Annotated in this window: 14 protein-coding genes and 1 pseudogene; 1 reads left to right on the top strand and 14 read right to left on the bottom strand. The window is 31.2% G+C overall.

The annotated features are described in order from the left end of the window. Positions 1–73: 73 nt before the first annotated feature. The 11 genes and pseudogenes from I4U58_RS02770 to I4U58_RS02720 form a co-directional block, all read right to left on the bottom strand. Positions 74–1,339, bottom strand: coding sequence for an amidohydrolase family protein (locus tag I4U58_RS02770; protein WP_195929518.1), 1,266 nt, complete (start codon positions 1,337–1,339; stop codon positions 74–76). Positions 1,340–1,532: 193 nt separating this feature from the next. Then, positions 1,533–3,674, bottom strand: coding sequence for a Tex family protein (locus tag I4U58_RS02765; protein ID WP_195929517.1), 2,142 nt, complete (start codon positions 3,672–3,674; stop codon positions 1,533–1,535). Positions 3,675–3,736: 62 nt separating this feature from the next. Then, a protein-coding gene (gene prfB, locus I4U58_RS02760) for a peptide chain release factor 2 (RefSeq protein ID WP_195929516.1) occupies positions 3,737–4,850 on the bottom strand; the annotation gives its coding sequence in 2 pieces (ribosomal slippage) (positions 3,737–4,774 and positions 4,776–4,850; 1,113 coding nt in all). Positions 4,851–4,859: 9 nt separating this feature from the next. After that, complete coding sequence (secA, locus tag I4U58_RS02755) at positions 4,860–7,586, bottom strand: preprotein translocase subunit SecA (RefSeq protein ID WP_195929515.1); 2,727 nt, start codon at positions 7,584–7,586, stop codon at positions 4,860–4,862. Between the two features lie 173 nt (positions 7,587–7,759). Beyond that, the gene (rmuC, locus tag I4U58_RS02750) at positions 7,760–9,085 is read right to left on the bottom strand and encodes a DNA recombination protein RmuC (RefSeq protein WP_195929514.1); all 1,326 of its coding nucleotides are present in this window, start codon (positions 9,083–9,085) and stop codon (positions 7,760–7,762) included. Between the two features lie 147 nt (positions 9,086–9,232). After that, positions 9,233–9,778 carry a ribosome-associated translation inhibitor RaiA gene (raiA, locus tag I4U58_RS02745; protein ID WP_195929513.1) on the bottom strand — a complete coding sequence of 182 codons (546 nt, stop codon included), beginning with the start codon at positions 9,776–9,778 and terminating at the stop codon, positions 9,233–9,235. A 543-nt stretch (positions 9,779–10,321) separates the two neighbouring features. Next, entirely contained in the window at positions 10,322–10,735 is a 414-nt protein-coding gene (locus I4U58_RS02740; protein WP_195929512.1) for a hypothetical protein, read from the bottom strand. 1 nt (position 10,736) lies between these two features. Then, on the bottom strand, positions 10,737–11,246 hold the full coding sequence (locus tag I4U58_RS02735) for a hypothetical protein (protein ID WP_195929511.1): 510 nt from the start codon (positions 11,244–11,246) through the stop codon (positions 10,737–10,739). 67 nt (positions 11,247–11,313) lie between these two features. Next, a complete protein-coding gene (locus I4U58_RS02730) occupies positions 11,314–11,913 on the bottom strand; it encodes a TetR/AcrR family transcriptional regulator (protein WP_195929510.1) in 600 nt (199 codons plus the stop codon). Between the two features lie 101 nt (positions 11,914–12,014). Further along, positions 12,015–12,728 (bottom strand): hypothetical protein, encoded by a 714-nt coding sequence (locus I4U58_RS02725; RefSeq protein ID WP_195929509.1) that lies wholly within the window; start codon positions 12,726–12,728, stop codon positions 12,015–12,017. Positions 12,729–12,781: 53 nt separating this feature from the next. Further along, positions 12,782–13,177 (bottom strand): annotated as a pseudogene (locus I4U58_RS02720) (ATP-binding cassette domain-containing protein); the annotation flags it as partial. Between the two features lie 210 nt (positions 13,178–13,387). Between I4U58_RS02720 and I4U58_RS02715 the strand changes: the two are divergent. Beyond that, positions 13,388–13,990 (top strand): sugar O-acetyltransferase, encoded by a 603-nt coding sequence (locus I4U58_RS02715; RefSeq protein WP_195929507.1) that lies wholly within the window; start codon positions 13,388–13,390, stop codon positions 13,988–13,990. Positions 13,991–14,102: 112 nt separating this feature from the next. Here I4U58_RS02715 and I4U58_RS02710 read toward each other — a convergent pair whose 3' ends face one another. The 3 genes from I4U58_RS02710 to I4U58_RS02700 are packed head-to-tail and all read right to left on the bottom strand — an operon-like array spanning position 14,103 to position 17,476. Next, positions 14,103–15,020 carry a D-ribose ABC transporter substrate-binding protein gene (locus I4U58_RS02710; RefSeq protein ID WP_195929506.1) on the bottom strand — a complete coding sequence of 306 codons (918 nt, stop codon included), beginning with the start codon at positions 15,018–15,020 and terminating at the stop codon, positions 14,103–14,105. A gap of 37 nt (positions 15,021–15,057) precedes the next feature. Next, positions 15,058–15,993, bottom strand: a complete 936-nt coding sequence (gene rbsC / locus I4U58_RS02705; RefSeq protein ID WP_195929505.1) for a ribose ABC transporter permease — start codon at positions 15,991–15,993, stop codon at positions 15,058–15,060. Beyond that, on the bottom strand, positions 15,983–17,476 hold the full coding sequence (locus tag I4U58_RS02700) for a sugar ABC transporter ATP-binding protein (protein ID WP_195929504.1): 1,494 nt from the start codon (positions 17,474–17,476) through the stop codon (positions 15,983–15,985). Before I4U58_RS02700 ends, rbsC begins: the two co-directional genes overlap by 11 nt.

The following is a 17,476-nucleotide window of genomic DNA, read 5'->3' as shown; positions in this document are numbered from 1 at the left end:
ATTTTGAAGGACATCTTCAACATCTTTTACTGGTAAATATGGATCTGTTACTGCTTGATTAATTCCATTTAATTTATCTTTTATAAACGACTTTTCCATCTATTATTGTGTATAAAACATTACTTTGGATTTCTAGTGGGTTTCCGTCCCAAATTACTATATCGGCATCTTTTCCAACTTCTATAGAACCAACTCTGTCTTCTATTCCTAAAACTTTTGCTGGATTTATAGTTATCGCCTCTAGTGCTTTTTCTTGTTTCATACCGTATTTAACAGCTAATCCCGCACATATAGGTAGATATTGCAGTGGGATTACTGGATGGTCTGTCATTATGCAGATATCCTTCCCTGCATTTGATAAAATCCCAGCAGTTTCAAAAGTTAAGTTTCTAAGCTCAATTTTTGATCTTTCTGATAAAGATGGACCTACTATAAGTGGATAATCTTCTTCTAATAATTCTTCCACTATCATGTGCCCCTCTGTGCAGTGATCTAGTGTAAGTTTTAAATCGAATTCTTGAGCAATTCTTATCGCTGTGAACATATCGTCAGCTCTGTGTGCATGTGCTTTTAAAGGTATTTCCTTTTTTAACACAGGTATAAGCGATTCTAATTTTATATCAAATTCTGGCTTATCTATATCTTCATCTTCTTCTGCCGATTTTAAGTCAAATAAATATTCTTCTGCCTTTCTTAAATTCTCTCTAAGTAATGCAGCAATCGCCATTCTTGTCTGTGGTGTATCGTCATTTGAACCGTAGCATGATTTTGGATTTTCACCAAATGCAACTTTTGATGCAACTGGATTTTTGATTATCATTTTGTCTATTCTTCTACCAAAAGTTTTGATTGCAGCTGCTTGTCCCCCCATCACATTTGCGCTTCCAGGAGTTGTACAAACTGCTGTTATTCCACCTTCATACGCCTCTTTAAATGTTCTATCCATTGGATTTATTCCGTCGATTACATTTAAGTGTGGTGTTATAGGGTCAGTTTCTTCGTTTCCATCAGCACCTTCTACTCCCATTCCGTCTTCCCAAAGACCTAAATGAGTGTGTGCATCGATAAACCCTGGATAGATGAATTGCCCTTGTGCATCTATTATTTCTAATGTATCCGTATTTGGGTCAAAATCAAATTCACCATTAGCTCTCAGTTCCTTGTTAAGCTCTTCGTAGTCATCTTCTCTTCCTATAACTTCACCATCAAGTACAAACTCTGTGCTTAATGAATTTAGTTTTTCCCCCATTGCTACTATTTTTTTATCTTTTATTAATATTCCTATTTTCTGTATTCCTTTAGTAATTGTATTTACTGTTCCATTTTTTATAAGTAACACTATATGCCTCCAATTTTATTATATTTTTATAATCTATCTCAAGTTATTTGTTGTTTATTTTTTAAATATCGTGTTTCTAAGTTAACATATAAATGATTCTAAAACAAGATGTACAACATAAATAGTATAACAAAAATCCGCATCCGCATTTTAATATGCGAAAGCGGATTTTCTAATTACACAGATTTTATAATTACAGTTTCATAGATAATGAAACGCGTCCTTTATCTAAATCTATTCCTATAACTTTAACATCTACAACATCACCAACAGATACTACTTCCATTGGATCTTTTACAAATTTATTGCTCATTTGTGATTTGTGAACAAGTCCGTCGTTTTTAATTCCTATATCGACAAATGCACCAAAATCAACGACATTTCTGACAGTACCTTTAAGCACCATGCCTTCTTGTATATCTTCAATTTTTAATACATCTGTTCTTAATATAGGTTTCATACCTTCATCTCTAGGATCACGACCTGGTTTCTTAATTTCTAAAATTATATCTTTTAAAGTAGGCTCTCCTACTTCTAATTTTTTGCTTATTTCTTTTAGACCTATATTTTTAACTCTATCGTCTATATCATCAATATTTTTGCTTTCGATATCATCCATAGTATAACCTAACATCTCTATCATCTTTTTACAAACATCGTAACTTTCAGGATGGACACCAGTATTATCTAGTGGATTTTTACCATCAGCAATTCTCATAAATCCAGCACATTGAACAAATGCACTTGGTCCAAGTCTTTTAACTTTTTTAAGTTGAGCTCTTGATGTAAATGCTCCATTTTCTTCTCTATATGTAACTATATTTTTTGCGACTGTTTTGCTTATTCCAGAAACATGTTCAAGTAATGAATAAGATGCTGTATTTAAATCAACACCAACACTATTAACAGAGTCCTCAACAACTCCATCTAAAACTTCTGTAAGTCTCTTTTTATTTAGGTCGTGTTGATATTGTCCAACACCTATATTTTGTGGCTCTATTTTTACAAGTTCTGCAAGTGGGTCTTGAAGTCTTCTACCTATTGAAATTGCACCTCTTATAGATACATTGATGTCTGGATGTTCTTCTGCTGCCAATTCTGATGCAGAGTATATTGATGCTCCAGCCTCACTAACAATTACATATTGAGTATTTAAGTTTTCTTCTTTTATTAAATCAGCTATCATTTTTTCAGACTCTCTAGATGCAGTACCATTACCGATTGCTATTACATCTATGTCATATTTTTTGACTAAATCTACAACTTTCTTTTTAGCTGATTCCATTTTTGCCTGTGGTTTATGTGGATATACTATTGATTGATCAAGGAATTTACCATTTCTATCTACAACAGCTATTTTACATCCATTTACATAACCAGGGTCAAATCCCATAACTACCTTGCCTTTTAGCGGTGGTTGTAATAGTAGATTTTTTATATTTTCACCAAATACACTGATTGCTCTCTCTTGTGCATTTTCTGTTAAATAAGCTCTTATCTCTCTTTCTATAGAAGGGAAAATAAGTCTTTTGTATGAATCCTCGATAGCTGATAGAATTTCTGTTTTATTTTTTGAATTGTTTTTATTTATGTATTTATTTTCTATATAATTTAATACTTTGTCGTTATCTATTTCTAACTTAACTTTTAAGAAGTTTTCCTTTTCTCCTCTATTTATTGCAAGAACTCTATGTGATGCCATTGTTCTAACTGGCTCACTATAATCATAGTACATGTCATAAACTGATTTTTCGTCAGTTGTATTTTGAGTTACGACAATACCATGGTCTATAGCTAATTTTCTTATGTATTTTCTTATTTCTGCATCATCAGACACAACTTCAGCGATTATGTCTAAAGCTCCTTTAAGTGCATCTTCAACATTTTCTACACCTTTTTCTGTGTTTATATAATTAGAGGCCTCCATATTTATATCAGCTATATCTTGTTTTAATAGAGATTGAGCTAAAGGTTCTAATCCTTTTTCCTTAGCTATTGTTGCTCTTGTTCTTTTCTTTTGTTTATAAGGAGCATAAATATCTTCAACTTCTTGAAGTGTTTTTGCTTTTGCTATATTAGTTTTTAGTTCTTCAGTTAATTTTCCTTGCTCATCTATTATTCTAGTTACATCTTCTTTTCTGCTTTCTAAATTTCTAAGATAAGTAAGTCTTTCGTTTAACTGTCTTAAAGTTACATCGCTCATCTCGCCTGTCATTTCTTTTCTATATCTTGCAATGAAAGGGATTGTATTTCCTTCATCAATTAGTTTTATAGTGTTATCTATATACTCCCTTTTAATCTTAAACTCTTTTTCTAAAATGTTATATATATCCAACCCAAACAACTCCTTTAAAAAACAGGGAGCCACGTGTATTTGTAGCCCCCCTGTATTATTTTTTATTGATTTTTCATTTTATTCATTTTTAAATATTCATTTATGAATAAATTGATATTTCCATCCATTACGCTATCCACGTTTCCAATCTCCGCATTAGTTCTGTGGTCCTTCACTAATTTATAAGGTTGGAATACATAGGACCTTATTTGGCTACCCCATGTTATTTGTGAATATTTACCCTGGATGTCCTCAATTCTTTCTTTGTTTTCTAATTCTTTTAAATGAATCAATTTACCTTTTAACATCTTCATTGCAGTGTCTTTATTGGCAAATTGTGAACGTTCATTTTGGCATTGAACAACAATTCCTGTTGGAATATGAGTTATTCTAACCGCAGAATCAGTTTTGTTTACGTGCTGTCCTCCAGCCCCAGATGATCTATATGTGTCGATTTTTAAATCATTAGGATTTATCTCAACATCAATCTTGTCATCAAGCTCTGGCGTAACATCTACTGAAACGAAAGATGTATGTCTTTTTCCTGATGCATCAAAAGGTGATATTCTGACGATTCTATGAACGCCTTTTTCACTTTTTAGATACCCGTAAGCATTTGTTCCTTGAATCAGTAGCGTAACACTTTTTATCCCTGCCTCTGGGTCACTTATCATGTCTAATGTTTTGACCTTGAAGTTATTTTGGTCAGCCCATCTAAGGTACATTCTAAGTATCATTTGTGCACAATCTTGTGCATCTAATCCACCAGTTCCAGCATTTATAGATAAAACAGCATTATTGGCATCGTATTTTCCATTTAATAAAGTTTTTATTTTAACTTCATCTATTTTATCTTCAAGTGTTTTTATAGATTTTTCGATGTCACGTTCAATCGACTCATCCTCTTCCTCAAGACCAAGTTCTATTAAAACTTCTATGTCTTCTAAGTTAGAGTTTAATTCTTCATATTCAGAGATTATGTTTTTTAAATCGCTGTTTTGTTGAAGAATTTTTTGAGCTCTTTCGTTATCATCCCAAAAATCTTGTTTATTTATTTCTTCTTCGTATTTTTGAATTTGTGCTTTCTTTGAAGCGATGTCAAAGGGAAACACCCAATTCTGTTAAATCTTTAGACATTGTCTCAACTGACTGTCTATAATCTAATTCTCTTAGCATTAGATCCTCCTAGTTTTTGCCACAGCAGTTTTTATATTTCTTACCACTTCCACATGGGCAAAGGTCATTTCTTCCTACTTTTGTTTCCTTAACAACTGGTTGTTTAGGTTCATCAGTTGGAGCTTCTATTGTATCAACATCAACTATTTGTTTTCTTTCAGTTGGTTGTTTTTCTATAGTTATTCCGAATAAGTATCTAACTGTATCTTGTCTTATTTGGTCAACCATTTCGTCAAACATATTGAATCCTTCTAGTTTGTATGCTATTACTGGGTCTTGTTGACCTAAAGCACGAAGTCCTATACCTTGACGTAATTGATCCATAGCATCTATGTGGTCAATCCAGTGACTATCAACACATTGTAAAAGTATGATTCTTTCTATTTCTCTCATTCTTTCTGGTGTGATAACTTCTTCTTTTTCTTTGTATATAGCAAGTGCTATTTCGTAGATTTTTTCGATTAATTCTTCACCTTGTAAAGTTTCTAGTCCTTCAACTTCTAAACTTTCAGCTGGCATAAATGAAGTATATAGGTAGTTTTTTAATTCTGTGTAATCTACTTTTTTATCTTCTGTATATGCTTCAACAGCAGCACCTATTCTGTCTTTTATCATAGATTGGATATATTCGTGTATATCTTCTCCTTCAAGAACGCTACTTCTTTCAGCATATATAACTTGTCTTTGTTTATTCATAACATCATCATATTGAAGTACATGTTTTCTTATACCGAAGTTTCTACCTTCGACTTTCTTTTGTGCATTTTCAATTGATTTAGTTAACATTTTGTGTTCGATAGGCATATCTTCTTCTAAACCTATTCTTTCAACAACACCTTGTATTCTTTCGCTACCGAATAATCTCATAAGATCATCGTCAAGTCCTATATAGAATCTTGATGAACCTGGGTCACCTTGACGTCCAGAACGTCCTCTTAACTGGTTATCGATTCTTCTAGATTCATGTCTTTCAGTACCGATTATAGCAAGTCCACCTGCTTCTTTAACAGCTTCTTGTTCTTTAGCAGCTTGGTCTTTAAATTGGTGATATAGTGAGTCGAAAGTTTCTTTAGCTTTTGCTAAATCTTCGTTTTCTGCTAATTCTTCAGCATCTATACTAGTATCAACTCTCTTGATTGAATCATCAGTAAATCCATGTTTCTTTAATTCTTTTTTAGTTAAGAATAATGGGTTACCACCAAGCACGATGTCAGTACCACGACCAGCCATGTTTGTAGCTATAGTAACTGCTCCAAGTCTACCTGCTTGTGCTATTATCTCAGCTTCTTTTTCATGGTTTTTAGCATTTAATACTTCGTGTTTTATACCTTTTCTCTTAAGTATTTGAGAAAGTAATTCTGATTTTTCTATTGAAACTGTACCAACTAGTACTGGTTGGTTTTTAGCATGTCTTTCAAGTATATCTTCTGCTACAGCGTTGAATTTACCTCTTTCGTTTTTATAAACTACATCAGGTAAGTCTTGTCTTAAAATTGGTTTATTTGTTGGTATTTGTACAACGTCCATTTTGTAGATTGATTTAAATTCTTCTTCTTCTGTTTTAGCTGTACCTGTCATACCTGCAAGTTTTGAATACATTCTAAAGAAGTTTTGGAATGTTATTGTAGCAAGAGTTTTTGATTCTCTTTGTACGTGTAAACCTTCTTTTGCTTCTATAGCTTGATGTAAACCTTCTGAATATCTTCTACCAAACATTAGACGACCTGTAAATTCGTCAACTATAACTATTTCGCCATCTTTAGAAACGTAGTCTACGTCTTTTTTCATTATAGCGTGTGCTTTAAGCGCTTGGTTGATGTGGTGGAATAATTCAGTATGTTCAACATCTGTTATATTCTCAACGTTGAAGTAAAGTTCTGCCTTTTTAATACCAGATTCACTTAATGAAACTGCTTTTTGTTTTTCATCTATTTCATAATCTCCATCTGATGGAAGTTCTTTTTCTTCTTCTGTTTTTTCTTGTTGTGTTTTACTTGGTCTTTTTAATGTTAATACGAATGTATTAGCATCTGTGTATAAATGCGTAGATTTATCCCCAGGTCCAGATATTATAAGTGGTGTTCTAGCTTCGTCTATTAATATAGAATCGACCTCATCGACGATAGCATAGTTTAATTCTCTTTGAACTCTTTGTTCTTTGTGAATTACCATATTATCTTTTAGGTAATCAAATCCGTACTCGTTGTTTGTTCCGTATGTTATATCGCATTCATATTGTTTTCTTCTTTCTTCTGGACTTTGTCCGTGAACTATAACCCCTACAGTAAGTCCTAAGAATTCGTAAACTTTTCCCATTTCCTCTTTATCACGTTTTGCTAAGTAGTCATTTACTGTAACAACGTGGACACCTTTACCTTCAAGAGCGTTAAGATATACAGGCGCTGTTGCAACTAATGTTTTACCTTCACCTGTTTTCATTTCAGCTATTCTACCTTGATGTAAAACCATCCCCCCGATAAGTTGTACTTTGTAGTGTCTCATACCTAAAACTCTTTTTGAAGCTTCTCTAACGGTAGCAAAAGCTTCTGGTAGTATGTCGTCTAAAGTTTCGCCTTTTGCTAATCTGTCTTTAAAAGTATTTGTCATACTTTTTAATTCTTTATTAGTCATGGCTTCGAATTTTGGTTCCATAGCATCTATTTGATCAGCTATTTTTTCAAACCCTTTTAGTTCTCTTTTGTCTGCCATGTTAAATAAGTTATCTAAAAAACCCATTGTTTCGCATCTCTCCTCATTGCATAAATTATACTATTATACATTTTAACATAAAATTTGAATATTTAATATTAAATATTGCCTCAATCGTTTATTTTAATACTATTTTATCCCATTTAATTAAATTTAAATTCATTTTAATTTAATTCTATATTAATTACTTTATTAATTGCTTATATTTCTTCATCCTCACTATCTTCTTGAGGTAGATAAGCATCTGTATCTTCAAAGCTAAGTTTGTCTATATTTTTAAGTTTTCGGTTAATTTGTCTAGTTCTAGTTCCTACTAATTTGTCTATTTCTGAGCTAGCTTGATTTAATTTATTTTGTGCAGAATTAAGCACTGTTTCAAACTTAGAAAACTCAGTTTTAACAGCTCCAAGTATCTTCCAAACTTCGCTCGAATGTTTTTCTATAGCAAGACTTCTAAATCCCATCTGTAAGCTGTTTAAAAGGGCTACGAGCGTTGTAGGACCTGTTATGTTGACCTTGTACTCTCTTTGAATTAATTCCACTAAATTTTGATTTTTTAGGACTTCTGCATAAATCCCCTCTGTAGGTAAAAACATCAATCCAAAATCAGTTGTATTTGGAGGGTCTATATATTTATCCCTTATATCTTTAGCTGATTTTTTTATAAATCTTTCTAAGTTCTTTGAATTAACTTCAATTTGAGCTTGGTCTTGCATGTCATATGCCTCCAACAATTTATTATAAACTTCTAGTGGAAATTTTGCATCTAGTGGCAAGTATACCATTTTGTTATCATAGTCCTTGCCTGGTAATTTTATAGCAAATTCTACAGTTTCTCGTGAACCTTTTTTAGTTATTACGTTCTTTTCATATTGTTCAGGTGAAAGAAACTGCTCTAATATTCTTTCCAATTGTATCTCGCCTAATACGCCTCTTGTCTTTGTATTTGAAAGGACTTTTTTTAAGTCACCAACACCAGCCGCAAGACTTTGCATTTCGCCGAGACCTTTATGCACTTGTTCAAGCCTTTCACTCACCACTTTAAATGATTCACTAAGTCTTTTTTCTAGTGTATTTTGTAGTTTCTCATCAACTGTAACTCTCATTTTTTCGAGATTTTCTTCTGTCGATTTTGTAAGTTCCGTAAATTTTTCATTTTGGAGTTTAGTTAAATCATCTATACTATTTCTAAGATTGTAGTTAAATGCATCTAAAGTTCTCTCCATCGTTCTTGAATATGTATCAAATTGATTCTTTTGAAGTTTTGATAACTCTATCATATTAGCTAATATAGATGAACTCAGTTTGTCAATTGAGCCAGCAATTTCAGATCTATTTGATTTTTCGTTTTTTCTAGATTCTTCCCTATTTACACTCATCTCTTCTCTAAGTGTTTTTTCTACTGATATTAGTTTTTGGTCTATGTTTTTTTGCATAGGAGTTATATCTACTCCTTTTGATTTTATCGATATATAAATGTTTATTATCAATAAAATTATCACCACAACCAATAATATTTCTATCATTTACCCCTCTCCTTTCTTTTTAATTATTGACATATTTTTTATATTATTTTCGCTATATTTATTTTTTGTTGGAATTTAAAAGAGCTATCGATAATTTCTTATCGATAGCCCGCTACTTTCATTCTCTAATTAATTTGTTTCATACTATTATTCATGTTCAATTAATCCATATCCGCCTGTTTCACGTCTATAAACTATTGAAATCTCATCTGTGTCTATATTTCTAAACATATAGAAATCATGTCCTACTAATTCCATTTGTAATACTGCTTCTTCTGGACTCATTGGTTTCATATCGAATTTTTTGTGTCTTTCTATTACTATATCAAATTCTCCATCATTTTCATCAAAGCCATTGTCTTCGATATTTTGGAATCTTATGCTATCTTGACCTTTAGATTGATATTTACCTTTTAATTTATTTTTATATCTTCTTAATTGTTTATTAAGTTTGTCATAAACAACATCAATTGCAGCATATAAACTTTCTTGGCTATCTTCAGCTCTTATTATAGGTCCATTTATAGGGATTATTGTTACTTCTATTTTTTGTTTTGCTTTTCTAGCGCTTACAGTAACTTTAACTTCAGTGTCTTCATGTAGATATTTTTCTAGTTTACCTAATTTATCTTCTACAGCCCCTTTGATTCCATCTGTAAGTTCTATCTTTTTTCCTGTTATTAATATTTTCATAAGAACAGCTCCCTTCACTATGCAAAGTTCATAGTATGTACTTCACCAATTATGATAATTTTTTTATGTTTTAATATATATTCTCCACCAGTTTTAAATATCCTTTTAATTTTTAATTTTTTTTTAAATTTTTTTAACTTATTTTTTGAATATATTTTAATATAATAAAACATTTTGTCTAAATGTGGATTAAATTGTCCACAAAGCCTGTGCATAATGTGGATAACTCTGTTAATAACTTTTTATATATTGAAATTTCAACATTTTAAAAAATCCATATATCCACAATACATATGTTTGGATGTTAGTAACATCAAAATTTTTGCATTAAATCTAATAAATCATTGTTTATAAAGACTTGTTTTTGGAAAAATAATTTTTACTTTTGTAAATCTTTTATATTCAGATTCAATATTTATATCTAAATTCATTTTGTTGCAAAGTTTTTTACAAAGATATAACCCCATGCCTGTTATTAATCAAATTTTGTCAAAATATAAAACAGCAACGGATAACTTTACATTACCAATTGCTGTTTTCTCTCTACATAATAATTCTCGATATTTCTACTGTTACTATTTTTAAAATTATTCCGGCACACATTATAAAAAATAAAATTTCTCTAACATTTTGGCTTTTTACAAATAATGATATGATAGATGAAATTATAATAATGCCAGCTCCTATACATCCTATTATAGTCGGGATGCTCACAAGTTCAAATATTCCACCGGCTATAGCTGTCCCCTCAACAGCATTTTGAATAGTAATATCCAGTCCATCTCGCGCTGCTGCAAAACAACAAACCACAAGGCCGTATATAACAAGAATTAATATTCTTCTACCCCAAAATTGTATATTGTCCCTATTGATAAAACAATAAGACATAAATCCAATCAATATAAGAATGAGTATTGTTGTAATTATAGTCGTAGTGTTTGAAAAATATAATTTCACACTATTCGCCCCTCTTTCCATACCAATCTAAAATTGCCTTTAGATTCTTTTCATCAACGTATTTTCCTCCATGTAACATCATTTCTAACATTTGATCTTCTTCTTGTGTTCTATCTTGTTTATTAGCAAGACCTTTCCCTGCTGTTTTGACCATAATTGTCATCATAAGTTTATAAATTCCATGGAGTTTTTTAACATCGAAACCACCTTGTAAAGTAAAGACTGGTTTTGAGCTTGGAATTTTATTTTTCGTTCTAACTTCTTTAACTTGTGTTCCTGTTGCCCCCATCCCAACAGCACCTACAGCACACACATCATAATCTTTTATTGCTTTTTTATATCCCTTTACTCCACTTGCCATAATCCAGCCAAGATATATAATTTTACCGCCTGGTTTAACCTTATTTTTTATTTCATCAAGTGAATAATAAGGCAAAGATAATTTATCACTTAATAATTTAGCGTATTCTTTTGTTGTACCAGTGTTTGAAGTATAAACTATTGCTTCCATCTTTTTCTCCCTTCTTATTAATTTATTATTGTTACTCTTAATCTAAATTTTTTATAGACTATTTTTACTAATTATTTATTTTTTTAGAAAACCTCTCAACATGATTTTTTAACATTTCCGTTAAATCATCACCCTCTCTTTTATTATCATAAAGACTATACATCAAGAAAATTGGACCATAAAACTCAATTGCCAATTGTTTTGCCTCTTCTTTTTTTCCTGTTATTCCTGCAAACAAATATGTCATATAGTCTATCGGCCCAGAAACCAAGTATTTCTGATATAAATCTGACATTTCTTGATTTCTATACTGCTCTAAAGTAAGCATCCTTCTGAATAAAGATGAAAATTCTTCTTCCGTCCAATGTTTAAATTGTGCTTCTGTATAAATTCTGATTTTATCAGTAGATATATTTCTATATTCTTTTATGATTTCATCCATATTTCCATCTGGCATATTGTACTCTCTTGCCCTTTCATAATCTAATTCATCCATTCTATTTATAATACTGTCAAAAATATCTCTTTTGTTTTTATAATGCTTATATAATGCACTTTTCGCCATTCCTAATTCCCCAGAAATTTTGCTGATTGAAACAGCTTCATATCCATCCTGGGCAAACAGTTTAAGCGATGTTAATAAAATTTTCTCTTTTGTCGTACACATTTTAAACCTCCTTAGCGAACCATCGTTCACCTTATATTTATATAGTAGTGAACGGTAGTTCACTTGTCAAGTAATAAATCTAACTTTTTTAGTTTATATCTTTATTCCTCTATATTTTTCTTATATCCAAAATAAGTTGCTATAAAATATATCAAGTATATAAATAAAAATAATGATAGGCTATATAATATTGCATATAAATATGAGTATTCGCTACTTAGTACTGGATTAAGAAGACCGTTTAATGAGGTTGTAACTGAAATATCAATTATAAGTGGATAAATTACTGGGAATAAAAAGAATATTAATAATTGCTTTCTTATTGTTTTATATATTTGGCTTTGCTCTACGCCTAATTTACTTAAAATTGAATAATGATATTTATATTTTGTGGAATCACTCAAGGTTTGTATTGCTAAGATAGTCGCTACAATTGCTGTGAATATAAATGCTATATACAAAAGAATAAATGAAAATATGGTTAATACTAATCTATTTTCTGATATCACTTCTCCTTTTATATCTAAATTATATGGATAAAACTCTGATTTTTCTTTATCATTTTTCATAGTACTTTTAACATATTTACATATATCGTTATATAACTTTTCTGTTGTTTGCTCTTTTGTATTCATCATTATAAATTTATCTAATATTTTCATATCTGAGACTGCATCATCTGGAACAATTATATATGTTCCAAATTCTTTGCTCATCTTCGAAAACATAAATTTCATTGTATAATTGATTAGCCATCCAATTACAAATACTACTAGCACACTCACTTCTATAACAGCTAGTCTAAAATTCATCATCGTACTAGATAATCTTTTATACTTCTTTTTGCATTTCTAATTGCTAACTTTCTCAACATTTTTGCTATATCGTTTACCATTTCATCTATTTTATTTTCATTCTTTTTATTTATAATTAGTGAAAGTGATATATTTTCAGCTATTGTCAAAGTATCTAGTAAATTAAAATCTTGGAATACAAACCCCAAATTATTTCTTCTAAATGATGCTATATCTCTATCTTTTATTTCCGTTATATCCTTATTATTGATTATAATTTTGCCAGCTGTAACTGTGTCTATTGTTGAAATGCAATTTAAAAGTGTAGTTTTTCCACTTCCGCTAGCCCCCATAATCGCCACAAATTCTCCTTCATTTACAATAAATGAAATATTATCTATTGCCTTTGTTATATTATTTTTTGTTCCATAGTATTTTTTTAGATTCTCTATTTTTAAAATATTTTGCATAAAATCCACCTCTTTTACTTAGGATTTAAGATCTTAAATTTAATTATTTTTATTAGTTAACCTATAATTATTGTATCAACAAAAGGTATAGGATTTTATTACACTTTTGTTAGGTTGATTATTATATTTTAAAATTTAACCTAAACAAAATTGCTTATATGTCTTAAAATATATAAATAGCTGAAAATAATATAAAAAGGAGTTTGAATAATGATAACTAAAGAAATGATAGAAAACGAAAAAGGTTATTACGCAAAACATTTTGCTATGGACCATTCGTTAAAAACAAATGCTCAAAATTTATTGTGGGAGTTTAATAATACAAGACCTGATGAAAGTGAAAAACGCGCTAGTATTTTACAAAAATTGTTTGGAACTTGTAGTCCTATAACTTTTATCGAACCAAATTTTAAATGTGACTATGGTTTTAATATTCACACACACGGATTTGCCTTCATAAATTACAATTGTGTTATGCTTGATACTTCTCCAATTAATATTGGTGAAAATGCATTTATCGGACCTGGGACTTGTCTTTCTTGTGCGGGCCATCCGATTTATCCTTCTGAACGTATTGTTGAGGGTATTTCTACATCTAAACCTATAACTATCGAAAACGATGTTTGGATTGGGGCTAATTGTACAATCTTTGGTGGCGTTACAATTGGGGCTGGAACTGTAATCGGCGGTGGTAGCGTTGTAACAAAAGATATCCCTGCCGGTGTTGTTGCTGCTGGAAACCCATGTCGTGTTTTACGTCCTATAACTGAAGAAGATAGATTAAATTTAACAAAGGATTTCAGAATTTTATAGAATACTTTTATATCAGAAAATCAAAACAAATTTTTATTTACTTAAAATGTATCATATTTTCTATACAAAAAAAGTAGGTGCATTTGCACCTACTTTTTTCAAAGTTTATGAATTATTTTGTTACTAATTCAACTTCAACTGGTATAGATTTTTCAACAGCTTCTCCGTTTATTATTTTTATAGCTGTTTCTACTGCTGTTGCACCCATTAAGTCTGGTTTTTGAGCAACTGTTGCTGCCATTTTACCTTTTTTAATTGCTGCTACTGCATCATCTGTTGAGTCGAATCCAACAACTATTATGTTTTTGCTTCCGATTGCTTCTACTGCTCCAAGTGCCATTTCGTCATTGTGAGCGAATACACCTTTTATATCTGAGTTAGATTGAAGCATATTTTCCATAACTGTCATACCTTCAGAACGATTGAAGTTAGCTGTTTGGCTAGATACAACATTTAATTGGTCATCTGCTATTTTGTGGAATCCTGCTCCTCTGTCTATTGTTGCACTTGAACCTGAAGTTCCTTCTAACTCAACAACTTTTGCATCTTTTCCAACTAAACTTACTAAGTATTCTGTTGCCATTCTCGCACCTTCAACATTGTCAGATGCTATTGAACAATCTACATCTACACCGTTAACTGCACGGTCTAAAGATATAACTTTGATACCTTTTGCTATTGCATCTTTTACTGCTGGTGCAACTGCATCAGAATCAACTGGGTTTACTATTAAAACACTTATATTTTTTGAAATTAAATCTTCTATATCACTTGTTTGTTTTGCTGCATCATCACCAGCATCTACTACTATTAAATCTCTTCCTTCTTCTTTTGCTTTATCCTTCGCACCTTGGCTTAATGTTACGAAGAATGGGTTGTTTAGTGTAGATACTGAAAATCCTATGCTTCCGTTTCCTACTAAACTTCCGTCTGAACTTGCTCCATTTTCTTCACCTTCTATACTACATCCTACTAAAGAGAATGCTAATATTGCTGATGAAACAAGAGCAACTAATTTTTTAAGTTTCATTTTTATCCTCCTAATATTTACGGGCTATTTTTAATACTTAACGTTTACGGTCTGATAAAACTGCTATTAATATAACTAATCCTTTTACTACATCTTGATAGTAAGAAGATACACCTAATATGTTTAATCCGTTATTTAATACTGCTATTATTAGAACACCTACAAATGTTCCCCATATTCTACCTCTACCACCGTTCATACTAACTCCACCAAGTGCAACTGCTGCGATTGCATCTAGTTCATATCCGTCACCTAGTGTTGGTTGTGCTGAACCTAAACGAGATAAAAGTATTAATCCTGCCATAGCTGCCATTAATCCTGAGATTGCATAAGTAGCTATTTTAGTTTTGTCTATGTTTATACCTGCTAATTTTGCAGATTTTTCGTTACTACCTGTTGCATAAACTTTACGTCCAAAAGTAGTTCTTTCTAATATAAACATAAATCCTATAAATATTAATATAAACATTATTACTGGGAATGGGATATTTAATATAAGCCCTTTTCCTACGAATTTTAATAAATAACTATCTCCTAAGTTAGAGATTGGTTTACCATCCATGAAGATCATTGTTAATCCTCTGAATACTGTCATTGTTATTAATGTTGCGATGAATGGTTGTAAACGACCTTTTGTTACAAACACACCACTTATTATACCGAATACTACACCTAATACTAATGCTACTATCATAGCTATTGCTACTGGTGTTCCATTAGCTATTAAACTAGCACATATTGCTGTTGTAAGAGCCAATACCGAACCAACTGATAAGTCGATTCCGCCAGTTAAAATAACACAAGTCATCCCGAAGGCAATCAGTCCGTTTATTGAAGATTGTCTAAGTAATGATAAGAAGTTCTTTACTGTTCTGAACTCTGGGCTTATGATACTTATCACCGCTACTAAAAGAATTAAGGCAATTACCGCACCTAAATCTTGTATACGATTCATCACTTTCTTATTTTCCATTTAGTTCTCCTCCTGTTGCTAAAGTCATGATACTTTCTTGGTTTGCTTCTTCTTTATTTAAAATTCCTCTTACTTCGCCTTCTCTTACTACCATAACTCTATCAGACATTCCTAAAACTTCTGGTAGTTCAGATGAGACCATAATTATCGCAACGCCTTTTGCCGCAAGTTCGTTAATTATGTTGTAAATTTCTTTTTTCGCTCCTATATCAACACCTCTTGTTGGCTCATCTAGGATTAAAACTTTTGGATTAGTGTAAATCCATTTTGCAAATATTACTTTTTGCTGATTCCCACCACTTAAATTATTACATTCGTGTTGCGGTCCAAAGCATCTTATTCTTAATTCTTCTATTCCTTTATTAACAAGTTCTTGTTCTTTTTTCTTATTTATAACTCCACCGTTAGAAATTCTTCCAAGGTTAGCTAAAGAAATATTTTTCATTATACTTTCTTCAAGCATTAAACCTTCTACTTTTCTATCTTCTGTTATAAATCCAATACCATTTTGTATTGCTTGTTGTGGATTTTTATTTTTTATTTCTTTTCCATCTAATAATAGTTGTCCAGTTACATTTGGCATGTTACCGAATATAGCTTGCATTATTTCCGTTCTACCTGCACCCATAAGTCCTGATACACCTAAAACTTCTCCTGCACGAACTTCAAATGATACATTTTCAAATGCACCTGGGCAGTTTAAGTTTTTAACTTCAAATGCAACATCACCTATCTTAGAATTTCTAACTGGATATCTTTCTCCAATTTCTCTACCTATCATCATTTTAACTATGTCATTCATATCTATATCTGCAATTCTTTTTGTATCGATATAAGTACCATCTCTAAGAATTGTTATACGATCACATAATTCAAATATTTCTTCCATACGGTGAGATATGTAAACTATTGAAACACCTTTTTTTCTAAGGGAATTTACTACTTTGAATAATACTTCTGTTTCACTTTGAGTTAATGCTGCTGTTGGTTCGTCCATGATTAATACTTTTGCATCTACCATAAGAGCTTTTGCAATTTCTATCATTTGTTGTTGTCCTATAGATAATTCATCCATTCTTTGAGTTGGGTCTATATCAACTCCAAGCATATCTAGAATTTCTTGAACTCTTTTTCTCATTGCTTTTCTGTCGCATATTCCAAATACTTTTTTAATTTCTTTTCCTAAAAACATATTTTCTTCGACAGTTAAGTCAAATAATACATTTAACTCTTGATGAATAAATACTATCCCTGCTTTTTCAGCTTCTTGTGGGTTGTTATAACAAACTTCTTTCCCATCTACTATAACTTGTCCAGCATCTTTAGTGTAAACACCTGTTAGAATCTTCATTAAAGTCGATTTTCCTGCTCCATTCTCTCCCATAAGAGCATGAACTTCACCATCATCTAATAAGAAACCAGCATTTTTTAAAACTGCATTTCCTCCAAACGACTTATCGATTCCACGCATTTCAATTTGCAT

The organism is Clostridium sp. 1001270J_160509_D11 (assembly GCF_015667935.1).
Taxonomy (GTDB): domain Bacteria; phylum Bacillota; class Clostridia; order Peptostreptococcales; family Peptostreptococcaceae; genus Intestinibacter.
This window is presented reverse-complemented; position numbering and strand designations above follow the sequence as displayed.